Source organism: Pseudomonas sp. S3_A09 (assembly GCF_054668065.1).
In genome coordinates, this window is sequence record NZ_CP162752.1 from 1,985,215 (window position 1) to 1,999,787 (window position 14,573).

Below are 14,573 nucleotides of genomic sequence, written 5' to 3' on the forward strand. Positions count from 1 at the left end.
CTTTTTCATGAAAATCTACAAAGTCGGCGGTGCGGTGCGGGATCGCCTTTTGGGTATCCCGGTCACCGATATCGACCGCGTTGTCGTGGGCGCGTCTGCCGAAGAGATGCTCGCCAAGGGCTACAAGCCGGTGGGTGCTGACTTCCCAGTGTTCCTCGACCCCAGGAACGGCGACGAGTACGCCCTGGCCCGTACGGAACGCAAAAGCGGTCGGGGTTATGGCGGCTTTGTGTTTCACGCCAGCCCCGAGGTGACGCTGGAAGAAGACCTGATCCGCCGTGACCTGACGATCAACGCCATGGCGGAAGACGATGACGGCAACTTGACCGACCCTTACCACGGCCAGCGTGATCTTGAAGGTCGCATTCTACGCCATGTTTCTCCGGCGTTCGCCGAAGATCCTCTGCGAGTGCTGCGCGTTGCGCGCTTTGCTGCACGTTATGCGCACCTGGGTTTTACCGTTGCGCCAGAAACACTTGAACTGATGCGCCAACTCAGCGAATCCGGCGAACTAGAGGCCCTGACGCCTGAGCGCAGCTGGAAAGAAATCTCCCGCGCGCTGATGGAAGACCAACCCCAAGTGTTTATTCAGGTACTGCGCGAATGCGATGCGCTGAAAACCTTGATGCCTGAGGTCGATGCACTCTTCGGCGTGCCGCAACCCGCAGCCCATCACCCGGAAATCGACACCGGCGTGCACACCTTGAGCGTGTTGGAGCAGGCCGCTCTGCACCAGCAGCCGCTGACTGTGCGCTGGGCCTGCCTGCTTCATGACCTGGGCAAGGGCACGACGCCTGTGGATAAGTTGCCGCAGCACATCGCCCATGAACACCGGGGCTTGAAACTGATCAAGGCCGTCAATGAACGCTTCAAAGTACCCAGGGATTGCCAGGAGCTGGCGTTGCTGGTGGGCGAATATCACACCCACGGTCATCGTGCGCTGGAGTTGAAAGCCTCGACATTGCTGGAGTTGCTGCACAATTTCGACGTTTACCGTCGACCGCAGCGCTTTGAGGAGTTCGTGGTTGCCTGCGAGATGGATGCACGGGGCCGCAAGGGCCTGGAGCAGAGAAGTTACCCACAGGCGGCCTACTTGCGCGGCGCAGCGAAGGCCGCGCGCGAAGTCGCCGTTGCGCCACTGCTGGAGAAAGGCTTCAAAGGCCCGGAGCTGGGCGAGGCACTTAAGCGCGAACGGCTCAAGGCATTAAAAATCTACAAGGAACATCACGTCCTCTAGGCGTCCGGCTTGTCGAGCCGTCGCCTACAGGAGATGGTTCGGCGTGAGTTGCTGGCCCTGCCACTCGAACGCGACAGGCGCCAGAAGCTGGTCAATCTGCGCGTCGCGCCACAGCTCGGCCAGGGTCTTGCCCACTTCAGGGTGGACCCGCGCCGGCGCCATCAACGACAGTGGCCACAGCACAAACGCGTTCTTCAGGATTTCCGCTCGCGGCAGAACCAATCCATCGAAATTGCCCACCAGGTCGCCATACAGCAGCACGTCGATGTCCAACGGCAGCCCCTTGCGATCCGGCGCGTAGCGGCCATTGTCGGCCTCGATGAGCTTCAATCGGCGATCCAGCTCCATCAACGGCAGATCGGTGTAAGCCGACACCACCAGGTTGAAGAACGGCCCGCTCTTGATACCCACCGGCTGGCTTTCGAACACCGCCGAGCAACGCACATCCGTCAGGAAACTCGCCAACGCGTCCAGACCGGCGCGTAGATGCCGCTCGCGCTCGATATTGCTGCCTAGGCCTAGGTAAACCTGAGTTAGCGGCATCCGCGCTCGATCTCCACACCCACACCCTTGGCAGCCGGAACTGCGCCTGGCTTGGTCAATTTGAGGTGCAACCAGGGAATCTGGAATTCACTCATCAGCACTTCGGCCAGGCGTTCGGCAAAGGTTTCCACCAACTGGTACTGGGACTTTTCGGCAAAGGCCTGGATACGCGCGGACACACTGGCGTAATCCAGCGCCAATGTCAGGTCGTCACCGGCCGCAGCCGGGCGGTTATCCCAGGCAAAGCTCAGGTCCAAGCGCAGGCACTGACGGATTCCGCGCTCCCAGTCGTAGGCCCCGATAACGGTGTCGACTTCCAGGCCTTCGATAAACACTCTGTCCAAGCACTTTTCTCCGCAGCACGACAAGGGCGCGATGCCCCGTTAGAATCAGGGCGTCCTCGCCCGGAATAGTTAGCATGTTTTGGTCACTGGCGATTATCGCCTACCTGCTCGGCTCACTGTCCTTCGCCATTTTGCTCAGCCGCCTGACGGGAAATCCCGACCCGCGAATGAGTGGCTCAGGCAATGCCGGCGCCACCAATATGTTGCGCCTGGCCGGCAAGAAACTCGCCGTTCTGACGCTGCTGGGCGACCTGTGCAAGGGTTTGTTGCCCGTGCTGATCGCCAGCCTCGCCGGCCTGACCCTGCAACAGCAGGCCTGGATCGGCGTATGTGCCGTTCTCGGCCATCTGTTTCCCCTGTACTTCCGCTTTCGCGGCGGCAAAGGCGTCGCCACGGCAGCCGGAATGTTGCTGGGGATCTACCCGCCGGCGGCTTTGCTGGCCGTGCTCGCCTGGCTGCTGACGTTCTACCTGACTCGCACCAGCTCACTCGCCGCGCTGATCGCCACCCCACTCACCCTGCCGCTACTGGCCTGGCAAGAACCGGCGGCACTGCTGCCGATGAGCGTGCTGACACTGCTGATCGTCTGGCGCCACCGGGGCAATTTACGCGACCTGTTTGCCGGGCGCGAACGGCATTTTTAAATACCGTCGATGAGCCCGGCCCACCTGCGTCGTTACAGCGGCGACAACTGCTCCATCGGCCAGCGCGCCTGCACGCTGATAGCCAGGCTTTCGTGCTGCCCCGCCTGCAAGCGCTGGCAACCGGCATAGGCGATCATCGCGCCGTTGTCGGTGCAGAACTCGGGGCGCGCGTAGAACACGTCGCCCTTCATGTCGCCGAGCATTTTTTCCAGCGAACTGCGCAAGGCCTTGTTGGCGCTGACGCCGCCTGCGATCACCAGGCGCTTCATGCCCGCCTGTTTCAGAGCGCGCTTGCACTTGATGGTCAAAGTCTCCACCACGGCCTGCTGGAACGCCAGAGCGATGTCGCAACGGGCTTGCTCACTGTCGTCTCCGGCGCTGACGCTTTGCTGCCAGGCGTTCAGCGCAGAGGTTTTCAAGCCGCTGAAGCTGAACATCAGGCCCGGGCGATCGCACATCGGCCGCGGGAAGGTGTAGCGACCGGCAACGCCTTTTTCGGCGAGACGGGCGATTTCCGGGCCACCGGGATAATTGAGGCCCATCATCTTCGCGGTCTTGTCGAAGGCTTCACCGGCAGCGTCGTCCAGGGATTCACCCAAAAGGGTGTATTGGCCGATTCCGTCCACCTGAACCAACTGCGTATGACCACCGGAAACCAACAATGCGACGAACGGGAACTCTGGCGGTGTTTTTTCCAGCATCGGCGCCAATAAATGGCCTTCCATATGGTGCACGCCGAGGGCTGGAATGCCCCAGGCAAACGCCAGCGCCTGGGCGCAAGAGGCCCCAACCAGCAGGGCTCCGACCAATCCGGGGCCAGCGGTGTAGGCGATGGCGTCGATCTCGGTCGGCACGCAGCCGGCCTCATCCAACACCTGACGGATCAGGGGTAGCATGCGTTTGACGTGATCACGGCTGGCCAGCTCCGGCACCACGCCACCGTAGGCGCGGTGCAGGTCGATCTGACTGAACAGCGCATCGGCCAAGAGCCCGCGTTCACTGTCGTAAAGTGCGACACCGGTTTCGTCGCAGGAGGTTTCAAGTCCCAGTACTAGCATGGGTTTGCGCCTTGTAGAGGCTGAATTCGAAGGCGCGCATAATAGTCGCCACTCCCCCTCCCGACTAGCGGTTTTCGATCAGAGGCTTTGCATTCCGGGCAATGAGGGGTTAACATCCGCAACCCTTAAAAACCGACGACCTCAGCCGCGAATTTTTTGCGACGAGAACGTTGATCCCGGTAATGAAAGAAGGTAGCTCTGGATGCCAGCCGTCAAAGTTAAAGAGAACGAACCCTTCGACGTAGCTCTGCGTCGTTTCAAGCGCTCCTGCGAAAAAGCCGGTGTACTGGCTGAAGTTCGTAGCCGCGAATTTTACGAGAAGCCAACTTCTGAGCGTAAGCGTAAAGCAGCAGCCGCTGTTAAGCGTCACGCCAAGAAAGTTCAGCGCGAACAGCGCCGCGCCGTTCGTCTGTACTAATACACAGACGTTCGTAGCAAGCTTCTGCCAAGCCCGGCCCTCAGCCGGGCTAATGGCATTTGCGGATATCGCTTGATGCTTCACTGTTGACGTCGCACACGCGACCGATACAACTGCTTCACACGTCAGGACTGGCTCTTTTGCCAGCGGTGCACGTCTCTTCTGACGAGCCTATCAAGGCTACTGACGAGCACACTTATTTTTCAAGCAGACGATCAACTGTATCGACTGTGCCCGACAATGAGCTTCCGAGGCCGCCATTGGCCAAGACCGGATGCCGGGGCAACATTTCCATGCCAAAAACCTGATTGAAACTAACGTCAGTGAATGAACGGCAGATACACTTCCTGAATGCCCAAGCAGACACCTGATGATCGAGCCGCGCAATGCGTGCGCTTGAACAATCAATGGGCCCTCATTGACACGCAGTGATGACGAGAACGCCATGGCCGGGCTGATTCCCCAGAGCTTTATTGACGACCTTCTGAACCGCACCGACATCGTCGATGTTGTCAGCTCGCGCGTGCAACTGAAAAAAGCTGGCAAGAACTACACCGCCTGCTGCCCGTTCCATAAAGAGAAGACCCCGTCGTTCAGTGTCAGCCCCGACAAGCAGTTCTATTACTGCTTCGGCTGCGGCGCAGGCGGCAACGCCTTGGGTTTTCTCATGGACCACGACAACCTGGACTTCCCCCAGGCTATCGAGGACCTGGCCAAAGCCGCTGGCATGGAAGTCCCACGCGAGGAAAGCAGCCGTCCGCACAAGCCGCGCCAACCCACCGATTCGCCGCTGTACCCGCTGCTGACGGCCGCTGCCGACTTTTACCGTCAGGCGCTTAAAAGCCATCCGCAGCGCAAGGCCGCCGTCGACTACCTGAAAGGTCGCGGCCTCACGGGTGAGATCGCCCGCGACTTCGGCCTGGGGTTCGCGCCGCCCGGCTGGGACAACCTGTACAAGCACTTGAGCAGCGACACTCTCCAACAAAAGGCCATGATCGACGCCGGCCTGCTGGTGGAGAACGCCGAGACCGGCAAACGCTATGACCGCTTCCGCGATCGCGTCATGTTCCCGATCCGCGACAGCCGGGGTCGGATCATCGCCTTTGGTGGCCGCGTGCTGGGGGACGACAAGCCCAAGTACCTGAACTCCCCGGAAACCCCGGTTTTTCATAAGGGCCAGGAACTCTATGGCCTGTTCGAAGCGCGCAAGCACAACCGCAACCTCGATGAGATTATCGTGGTTGAAGGTTATATGGACGTCATCGCGCTCGCCCAACAAGGCTTGCGCAACGCGGTCGCCACCCTGGGCACCGCCACCAGCGAAGAACACATGAAACGCCTGTTTCGCGTGGTGCCCAGCGTGTTGTTCTGCTTCGACGGCGACCAGGCCGGCCGCAATGCAGCCTGGCGCGCACTCGAAGCCACGCTGTCGAGCCTGCAGGACGGGCGTCGCGCACGCTTCCTGTTCCTGCCCGAAGGCGAAGACCCGGACACCCTGGTGCGCTCCGAAGGCACCGACGCGTTCCGCGCGCGCATCAACCAGCATGCACAGCCACTGGCGGACTACTTCTTCCAGCAACTGACCGAAGAAGCCGACCCACGCTCCCTCGAAGGCAAGGCCCACATGGCCACCCTTGCGGCGCCGCTGATCGACAAAGTCCCCGGCGCCAACCTGAAGTCATTGATGCGCATGCGCCTGCAGGAAATCACCGGGTTAAGCGGCGAAGCCGTCAGCCAGCTGGTGCACAACACGCCGCATGATGCGCCGCCACCGGCCTATGACCCAGGCATGGATTACGACGCCATGCCGGACTATTCCGACTTCCATCAACCTCAGGAGGCCTACGCCCCCCAGCAGGAGTGGACACCGAAAAAGTCCGGCAACGACGGCAAGAAATGGGAAAAGAAACCCTGGAGCAAGAACGGCAAGCGCGGTGATCGCGATGAGGCGTATGCCCCGCGGACGCCTGTCGCCGTAGAAGCGCCAACGCTCATTGCCCTGCGCACGCTCATCCACCATCCGCAACTGGCGGAAAAGGTCGAGAGCGCCGATCACTTTGCCAACGCGAGCAACACTTACGCCCAGGTACTGATCGCCTTGATCGAGGCGGTACAGAAAAATCCTAAGCTAAACTCAATTCAGTTGATGGCGCGCTGGCACGGCACCGAACAGGGCCGACTGTTGAAAGCCCTTGCGGAAAAGGAGTGGCTAATTGACGGCGATAACCTTGAACAACAGTTTTTAGACACCATTACTAGGTTATCCGCGGGCCAGCATACGCAGACCCTCGATGAACTGATCAAGAAAGCAAGGCAGCCGGGATTATCGGCTGAAGAGCAAATTCAGATAGCAAAACAGATGCGCGACCTCTTAAAACAGAATGTTTCCGCATCAAACCCGACCTCAGCTGGCGTGTGAGGTCATAGCTCGGGTATAATCCTCGGCTTGTTTTTTGCCCGCCAAGACCTTCAGTGGATAGGGTGTTATGTCCGGAAAAGCGCAACAGCAGTCTCGTATCAAAGAGTTGATCGTTCTCGGTCGTGAGCAGGGTTACCTGACTTACGCGGAGGTCAACGACCACCTGCCTGAGGATATTTCAGATCCAGAGCAGGTGGAAGACATCATCCGCATGATTAACGACATGGGGATCAACGTATTCGAAGCTGCGCCAGATAAGGATTCCCTTATGCTGGCGGACGCCGATACCGACGAGGCTGCCGCTGAAGAAGCTGCTGCCGCGCTGGCCGCTGTGGAGACCGATATCGGTCGTACCACCGACCCTGTGCGCATGTATATGCGTGAAATGGGTACCGTCGAGCTGCTGACACGCGAAGGCGAAATCGAAATCGCCAAGCGTATCGAAGAGGGTATCCGTGAAGTGATGGGCGCAATTGCGCACTTCCCTGGCACGGTTGACCACATTCTCTCCGAGTACACCCGCGTCACCACCGAAGGTGGCCGCCTGTCTGACGTCCTGAGTGGCTACATCGATCCGGACGACGGCATCGCGCCGCCTGCCGCCGAAGTGCCGCCGCCTGTTGATGCCAAGGCTGCGAAAGCGGACGACGACACCGAAGACGACGACGCTGAAGCCAGCGGCGACGACGAAGATGAAGTTGAAAGCGGTCCAGACCCGATCATCGCTGCCCAGCGTTTCGGTGCGGTTTCCGATCAAATGGAAATCACCCGCAAGGCCCTGAAAAAGCACGGTCGCGCCAACAAGCAGGCGATTGCCGAGCTGGTGGCCCTGGCTGAGCTGTTCATGCCGATCAAGCTGGTGCCGAAGCAATTCGAAGGCCTGGTTGAGCGTGTCCGCAGCGCCCTGGAGCGTCTGCGTGCCCAAGAACGCGCAATCATGCAGCTGTGTGTGCGTGATGCCCGTATGCCGCGTGCCGACTTCCTGCGCCAGTTCCCGGGCAACGAAGTAGATGAAAGCTGGACCGACGCACTGGCCAAGGGCAAGGCGAAATACGCTGAAGCCATTGGTCGCCTGCAACCGGACATCATCCGTTGCCAGCAGAAGCTGACCGCGCTTGAGACCGAAACCGGTCTGACGATTGCCGAGATCAAGGACATCAACCGTCGCATGTCGATCGGTGAGGCCAAGGCCCGCCGCGCGAAGAAAGAGATGGTTGAAGCGAACTTGCGTCTGGTGATCTCCATCGCCAAGAAGTACACCAACCGTGGCCTGCAATTCCTCGACCTGATCCAGGAAGGCAACATCGGCTTGATGAAGGCTGTGGACAAGTTCGAATACCGTCGCGGCTACAAGTTCTCGACTTATGCCACCTGGTGGATCCGTCAGGCGATCACTCGCTCGATCGCCGACCAGGCCCGCACCATCCGTATTCCGGTGCACATGATCGAGACGATCAACAAGCTCAACCGTATTTCCCGGCAGATGTTGCAGGAAATGGGTCGCGAACCGACCCCGGAAGAGCTGGGCGAACGCATGGAAATGCCTGAGGATAAAATCCGCAAGGTGTTGAAGATCGCTAAAGAGCCGATCTCCATGGAAACCCCGATTGGTGATGACGAAGACTCCCATCTGGGTGACTTCATCGAAGACTCGACCATGCAGTCGCCAATCGATGTCGCCACCGTTGAGAGCTTGAAAGAAGCGACTCGCGACGTACTGTCCGGCCTCACTGCCCGTGAAGCCAAGGTACTGCGCATGCGTTTCGGCATCGACATGAATACCGACCACACCCTTGAGGAAGTCGGTAAGCAGTTTGACGTGACGCGTGAGCGGATCCGTCAGATCGAAGCCAAGGCGTTGCGCAAGTTGCGCCACCCGACGCGAAGCGAGCATCTGCGCTCCTTCCTCGACGAGTGATACCAGAACCCCCGGCCCAGGCCGGGGGTTTTGCTTTCTACAGATAAAATCCCAAGCAACACCCCTCCCTCGCAATGCCCGTCTACACTCGAAATATTCCCCGTGCCATAACGAGACCGTTATGCCCAGACTGCCGGCCGTGTTACTGCTGTCGCTGCTGACCTGGACCGCAACGGCTGGCGCGTTGACTCTTAGCGATGATGAGCGTGGCTGGCTGGCGGACCATCAGGAGTTGCGCTTGGGGGTGGATGCGTCGTGGCCACCCTTTGAATACCGTGACGACGAGGGCCGCTACCAAGGTTTGGCGGCCGACTACGTGCGCCTGATCCAGGACCGCCTGGGCGTGCGCGTCAAGCTGATCGAGCCGGAGAACTGGAGCGCCGTGCTGGAGCAGGCCCGCAACAACCAGCTCGACCTGCTGCCCGGCATCATGTCCACACCCGAGCGCCAGGGCTACATGGCATTCACTCGCCCGTACCTGGACTTCCCCATCGTCATCCTGGCCCATGAAGGCGGCGCCAAACCGCGCACCCTGAAGGACCTCTACGGCTTGAAGATTGCCGTGGTAGAAAACTACGCCCCTCATGAACTGCTGCGCACCCATCATCCCGACCTCAACCTGGTGGCCATGCCGAACGTCAGCTCGACGCTGCAGGCCCTGGCCACCGATGAAGTGGATGCGGTGGTCGGCGACCTCGCCTCAAGCGTCTGGAGCCTTCGCCAACTCAAGCTCGACGGCTTGTACGTCAGCGGCGAAACCCCCTACCGTTACCAATTGGCGATGGGCGTACCGCGCGACAACAAAATGCTCGTGGGCATCCTCGACAAGGTGCTGGCTGACCTCAGCCCGGAAGAAACCGACGCGATCCAGCAACATTGGGTCGGCAGCGTTACCGACCATCGCACGTTCTGGAAGGACCTGCTGATCTATGGCCTGCCCGCCGTGCTGTTATTGAGCACCGTATTGGCCGTGGTGATCCGGATCAATCGCCGGCTCAGTTCGGAAATTGCCCGCCGCGTCGCCCTCGAACAGGAACTGCGCAGCAGCGAATACCACTATCGCGGCCTGGTGGAGAGCCTGTCCGCCATCGCCTGGGAAGCCAGTGTCACCGACTTCACCTACAGCTACGTGTCACCGCATGCCGAGGAATTACTCGGTTATCCCCGCGCACACTGGCTGATTCCGGGCTTCTGGCGCAACATCATTCACCCCGCTGACCTGACGCGCGCCGAAGCCTATTGCTACCGTGAAACCCGCGCTAACCGCGATCACAGCATCGATTACCGCGTGATCACCGCCGACGGCCGTTGCCTGTGGGTGCGTGACATCGTCAGCCTGATAGAACACGGGCATGAGCCGGTACTGCGCGGCCTGATGATCGATATCAGCGAGGCCAAGCGCACCGAGGAAGCCTTGCAGCTGTCCGAGCAGAAATTCGCCTCGGTGTTCCAGCAATGCCCGGACATGTTGGTGATTGCTCGTCTCTCCGATGGCTGCCTGCTGGAGGTCAACAAGGCATTCGAAGACCAAATAGGCCTGAAGGCCGAACACGTGGTGGGTAAAACCGCCACCGAACTGAATATCTGGGGCATTCAGGGCGTGGGGCCGGACCTGCTGCAACGGGTGCAGACCACCAGCATTCGCAACCTGGAAATGCCCTTTCTGCGCAGCAATGGCCAAGCCTTCACCGGGTTGATCTCCGCCGAACCGTTTCAACTCGACACCATTGAAGCCATTGTGGTGGTGGTGCGCGACATCACCCAGCTCAAGGAAACCCAGCAACAACTGCAGACCTCCGAAGAGAAATTCGCCAAGGCCTTTCACGCCTCCCCTGACGGTTTGCTGCTGAGCCGACAGCGCGATGGTCTGCTGATTGAAGTGAACGACGGTTTCAGCCGAATCACTGGTTTCACCAGCGCCACGTCCCTCGACCAATCGACCTTGGACCTGGGCATCTGGGTCGACCTCAACGAACGCAAACACATGCTGGAGCTGATGCAGCGCGATGGCTTTGTGCGCGACTTCATCTGCCATATACGCCGCAGCGATGGCCAGATCCGCCTGTGCGAGTTATCCAGCCGCCCGCTGCCTATCGGCGACGACGATTGCATGCTGACCATCGCGCGAGACATCACCGAACGCCAACTGATGCAGGAAAAACTGCAACAAGCTGCCACCGTGTTCGAGAGCACGGCCGAAGGTGTATTGATCACCGACACCCGGCAGAACATCAGTGCCGTCAACCGTGCCTTCAGTGAAATCACCGGCTACAGCGAGGCCGAAGCCCTCGGCAACACCCCCCGCTTACTCGCTTCCGGGCTGCATGACAGCGCATTTTATGCGGCGATGTGGCACCAATTGACCGCCCAAGGGCACTGGCAGGGCGAGATCTCCAACCGTCGCAAGAACGGTGAGCTTTACCCCAGTTGGCTGACCATCAGCGCCGTGCGCAACCGCGAGCAGTTGATCACACACTTCGTCGCGGTGTTTGCCGACATCTCCAGCCTCAAACTTGCCCAGGCGCGCCTCGACTACCAGGCGCATCACGACCCCTTGACCGGCCTGCCCAACCGCACACTCTTCGAAAGCCGGCTGCAAGCGGCCCTCAACGGCCATCAGGAAACCGGTCAACAAGGCGCCGTACTGTTTCTCGACCTGGACCGCTTCAAACACATCAACGACAGCCTCGGCCACCCGATCGGCGACCTGCTGCTCAAAGACATCGCCGTGCGCCTCAAGGAGCAGTTGCGAGACATCGACACCGTCGCCCGCCTGGGCGGCGACGAGTTCATCATCCTGCTCCCCGGCTTGCAGCACGCCAGCGACGCCCAGTACCTGGCCAACAAACTGCTGGCCTGCTTCACACCACCGTTCCAGGCGGGTGAGCATGAGTTCTTTATCAGCGCGAGCATCGGCACCAGCCTATACCCGGAGGACGGCACCGACGTCGCCACGCTGGTCAAGAACGCCGACGCCGCGATGTACCGCTCCAAGGCCAAGGGGCGCAACCGGGTTGAAAGCTATACTCGCGACCTCACCGCCCAGGCCAACGAACGCGTGGCACTCGAACACGAACTGCGCCGCGCCATCGAGCGCGATGAGCTGAGCCTCTACTACCAGCCCAAACTGAGCCTCGCGACCCATGAACTGATCGGTGCCGAAGCGCTGATCCGCTGGCATCACCCCACGTTTGGCGACGTACCGCCCGAACACTTTATTGCCCTCGCCGAAGAGAATGGCATGATCCTGCAGATTGGCGACTGGGTGCTGGAACAGGCCTGCCGGCAAATGCACGCCTGGCAAGGCCACTTCGACGATTTCGGCCCGCTGTCGGTCAACCTGGCCGGCGCACAATTGCGCCACCCCGGCTTATTGGGCCGTATCAAACAGCTGCTGCATGACTACCAGCTCGATCCCGGCCGCCTGCAACTGGAAATCACCGAAAACTTCATCATGAGCCAGGCCGAAGAAGCGCTGGATGTCCTGCACCAGCTCAAAGACCTCGGCGTACAGCTCGCCATTGACGACTTTGGCACCGGCTATTCATCCCTCAGCTACCTCAAACGCCTGCCGCTGGACTTCCTCAAGATCGACCAATCCTTCGTCCGCGGCCTGCCCGACGACCCCCACGACGCCGCCATCGTGCGCGCCATCATCGCCTTGGGCCACAGCATGCAATTCACCATCATCGCCGAAGGCGTGGAGAACCCCGCACAGCAAGCCTTCCTGGCTGCCGAAGGCTGCGAACAGATGCAAGGCTACATCGTCAGCCTGCCGCTACCGCCGGCGCTTTTTGCCGCGACGTTTCTTCGTATGAGGATTGAGGACTTTTCGGATGGCACAGCGGAGAAACCATCGTTATAATCCGCGACCTGTTACAGGGCCTATAGCTCAGTTGGTCAGAGCAGAGGACTCATAATCCTTTGGTCCACGGTTCAAGTCCGTGTGGGCCCACCAAACAAGAAAGCCGCGCATTGCGCGGCTTTTGTGTGTCTGGCAGCCTCACTTCGCAAACAACTGCCCGATATCCCTGAATGCCTTGAACTCCAGTGCGTTCCCGCAGGGGTCAAACAGAAACAACGTCGCCTGCTCCCCCACTTGGCCCTTGAAACGAATGTGCGGTTCCAGCACGAACCGGGTTTGCTGCGCCTGCAGGCGCTCCGCCAACGCCTGCCACTCTTCCCAGCCCAGTACCACGCCGAAATGCGGCACGGGCACGTTGTGGCCGTCGACTGCGTTGGTGTGGGCGGATTCCTGTGAGGCGGTTTTCGGGTGTTCGTGAATGACCAACTGATGCCCGAAGAAGTTGAAGTCGACCCAGTGTTCGCTGGAACGCCCCTCTTCAAGGCCAAAGACTTGACCGTAGAAATGCCGCGCAGCGGCGAGGTCATAGACCGGAATTGCCAGGTGAAAAGGTGCGAGTGTCATCAGGTCAAACCTCTGTGGGTATTAAGTGCCCCGAGTTTAGCCTTGCTCCTGACGATGAAAAGACGATAGTTTTTGCGCCGAGCTCAAATTATTTTGATCAATCGAGACGCCCATGTTGCGCGAATTGAAGACCTTTATTGCGGTAACCCGTCACGGCACGTTCGCGGCGGCAGGCATGCATATCGGGCTGACGCAGTCGGCGGTCAGTGCGCAGATTCGTCAACTGGAACAGACGCTCGGCGTGCAGTTGTTCGACCGTACCGGGCGCCAGGCCACGTTGAATGCGGCCGGTTTGCGCGCCTTGCCGTTGGCCAGGGAGATCCTGGAAACCTTCAATCGCATGGCCGTGCCGGTGGGTGCCAACGAGTACCGAGGCGAGCTGAAAGTGGGCGCCATCACCACCGCGCAAACCGGTCTGCTGCCCCAGGCACTGGTGCGTTTGCGCCAGGCGGCGCCGACGGTGGAGTGCAAACTGATACCCGGTGTGTCCCTGGAGCTGTTGAGTCGGGTGGACGCCGGCGAATTGGATTCGGCCATCATCATTCGTCCGCCCTTTGATTTGCCCAAGGAGTTGCACGTACAGGTCCTGCGCAAGGAGCCGTTTGTACTGGTCGTGCCTCATGCGCTGACGGGCGATGACCCTTTGCACGTGCTCGCGACACAGCCCCATGTACGTTACGACCGTGCTTCGTTTGGCGGACGGTTGGTCAGCCGCTTCCTGCGTGAACAGAAGCTGGATGTACAGATGGCGCTGGAGTTGGATGAGCTGGAAGCCATCGTCAAGATGGTCGAGTGTGGCCTGGGCGTGTCGTTGATTCCTCAGGCGGGGTTGTGGCTGGAGCGCTCGCCCAAGGTGCGAATCATCCCATTGGGCGGCCTGACGTTTTACCGCGAAATCATCCTGCTCAGTCGCCACAGCCAACAGCATCTCCCCGTGCCGCAACTGTTTACCCGCTGCCTCCTCGCCGACGCCAGCCTGTAAGATGCCAGCACATTGCCCCCCCCGTATCGGAGCCCTCGCCTTGCCCGCCCTAGACGAAATTGATCGCCAACTGATCGCCGCCCTGCAGATCAACGCCCGCGAAAGTGTGGCCATGCTCGCCCGGCAGTTGGGCATCGCACGCACCACGGTGACGTCGCGCCTGGCACGCCTGGAGAAAACCCAGGTGATCACCGGTTATGGCGTGCGCCTCGGGCAGCGTGTCGTCGATGGTGGTTTGCAGGCTTACGTCGGGATCACCGTGCAAGCGCGCTCGGGCAAGGAAGTGCTGCGTAGGTTGAGTGCGATGGCCCAGGTGCAACAGTTGTGCGCGGTGAGTGGTGAGTTCGATTACGTCGCTTGGCTGCGCACGGATTCGCCCGAGCAGTTGGACCAATTGCTGGACCAGATCGGCAGTGTGGATGGGGTGGAGAAAACCACAACGTCGATCATCCTCAGTAACAAATTGGATCGCGGACAGCCAATCTGATCAACAGGTTCGTCATTCTGACTAAAAACAGATCAATCCGACGACACTTTGCGCCTTATTAACGAACGCCACGCTCCCTAAACTGGCTGCCATC

12 protein-coding genes and 1 tRNA gene are annotated in these 14,573 nt (G+C 60.0%); 9 read left to right on the forward strand and 4 right to left on the reverse strand.

Annotated elements, in window-relative coordinates; translation table 11 throughout:
* The first annotated feature begins 7 nt into the window (after positions 1 to 7).
* The gene (locus AB4N92_RS09475; protein ID WP_236266830.1) at positions 8 to 1,237 is read left to right on the forward strand and encodes a multifunctional CCA addition/repair protein; all 1,230 of its coding nucleotides are present in this window, start codon (positions 8 to 10) and stop codon (positions 1,235 to 1,237) included.
* A 24-nt stretch (positions 1,238 to 1,261) separates the two neighbouring features.
* Here the strand turns inward: AB4N92_RS09475 and folK are convergent, their stop codons facing one another.
* Positions 1,262 to 1,780, reverse strand: coding sequence for a 2-amino-4-hydroxy-6-hydroxymethyldihydropteridine diphosphokinase (gene folK, locus AB4N92_RS09480; RefSeq protein ID WP_010206986.1), 519 nt, complete (start codon positions 1,778 to 1,780; stop codon positions 1,262 to 1,264).
* Positions 1,771 to 2,124 (reverse strand): dihydroneopterin aldolase, encoded by a 354-nt coding sequence (folB, locus tag AB4N92_RS09485; protein ID WP_010206987.1) that lies wholly within the window; start codon positions 2,122 to 2,124, stop codon positions 1,771 to 1,773. Before folB ends, folK begins: the two co-directional genes overlap by 10 nt.
* A 74-nt stretch (positions 2,125 to 2,198) precedes the next feature.
* On the opposite strand from folB, the gene plsY reads away from it, so the two are divergent.
* The gene (gene plsY, locus AB4N92_RS09490) at positions 2,199 to 2,768 is read left to right on the forward strand and encodes a glycerol-3-phosphate 1-O-acyltransferase PlsY (protein ID WP_044287978.1); all 570 of its coding nucleotides are present in this window, start codon (positions 2,199 to 2,201) and stop codon (positions 2,766 to 2,768) included.
* Between the two features lie 32 nt (positions 2,769 to 2,800).
* Here plsY and tsaD read toward each other — a convergent pair whose 3' ends face one another.
* On the reverse strand, positions 2,801 to 3,826 hold the full coding sequence (gene tsaD / locus AB4N92_RS09495) for a tRNA (adenosine(37)-N6)-threonylcarbamoyltransferase complex transferase subunit TsaD (RefSeq protein WP_137205763.1): 1,026 nt from the start codon (positions 3,824 to 3,826) through the stop codon (positions 2,801 to 2,803).
* Between the two features lie 202 nt (positions 3,827 to 4,028).
* Between tsaD and rpsU the strand changes: the two genes are divergently transcribed.
* From rpsU to AB4N92_RS09520, 5 genes are all read left to right on the forward strand, one after another.
* Complete coding sequence (rpsU, locus tag AB4N92_RS09500) at positions 4,029 to 4,244, forward strand: 30S ribosomal protein S21 (RefSeq protein ID WP_002551877.1); 216 nt, start codon at positions 4,029 to 4,031, stop codon at positions 4,242 to 4,244.
* Between the two features lie 445 nt (positions 4,245 to 4,689).
* Positions 4,690 to 6,663, forward strand: coding sequence for a DNA primase (dnaG, locus tag AB4N92_RS09505; protein ID WP_205518048.1), 1,974 nt, complete (start codon positions 4,690 to 4,692; stop codon positions 6,661 to 6,663).
* A gap of 67 nt (positions 6,664 to 6,730) precedes the next feature.
* Positions 6,731 to 8,581, forward strand: coding sequence for an RNA polymerase sigma factor RpoD (gene rpoD, locus AB4N92_RS09510; protein ID WP_010206992.1), 1,851 nt, complete (start codon positions 6,731 to 6,733; stop codon positions 8,579 to 8,581).
* 121 nt (positions 8,582 to 8,702) lie between these two features.
* Positions 8,703 to 12,446, forward strand: coding sequence for an EAL domain-containing protein (locus tag AB4N92_RS09515; RefSeq protein ID WP_137205764.1), 3,744 nt, complete (start codon positions 8,703 to 8,705; stop codon positions 12,444 to 12,446).
* A gap of 16 nt (positions 12,447 to 12,462) precedes the next feature.
* A tRNA-Ile gene (locus AB4N92_RS09520) sits at positions 12,463 to 12,539 on the forward strand.
* Positions 12,540 to 12,584: 45 nt separating this feature from the next.
* On the opposite strand, the gene AB4N92_RS09525 is transcribed toward AB4N92_RS09520, so the two are convergent.
* Positions 12,585 to 13,010, reverse strand: coding sequence for a VOC family protein (locus AB4N92_RS09525; RefSeq protein WP_010206994.1), 426 nt, complete (start codon positions 13,008 to 13,010; stop codon positions 12,585 to 12,587).
* A 112-nt stretch (positions 13,011 to 13,122) separates the two neighbouring features.
* Here AB4N92_RS09525 and AB4N92_RS09530 point away from each other — a divergent pair, with 112 nt between their 5' ends.
* Positions 13,123 to 13,992 carry a LysR family transcriptional regulator gene (locus tag AB4N92_RS09530; RefSeq protein WP_010206996.1) on the forward strand — a complete coding sequence of 290 codons (870 nt, stop codon included), beginning with the start codon at positions 13,123 to 13,125 and terminating at the stop codon, positions 13,990 to 13,992.
* A 40-nt stretch (positions 13,993 to 14,032) separates the two neighbouring features.
* The gene (locus AB4N92_RS09535; RefSeq protein WP_010206997.1) at positions 14,033 to 14,479 is read left to right on the forward strand and encodes an Lrp/AsnC family transcriptional regulator; all 447 of its coding nucleotides are present in this window, start codon (positions 14,033 to 14,035) and stop codon (positions 14,477 to 14,479) included.
* The last annotated feature ends 94 nt before the right edge of the window (positions 14,480 to 14,573 follow it).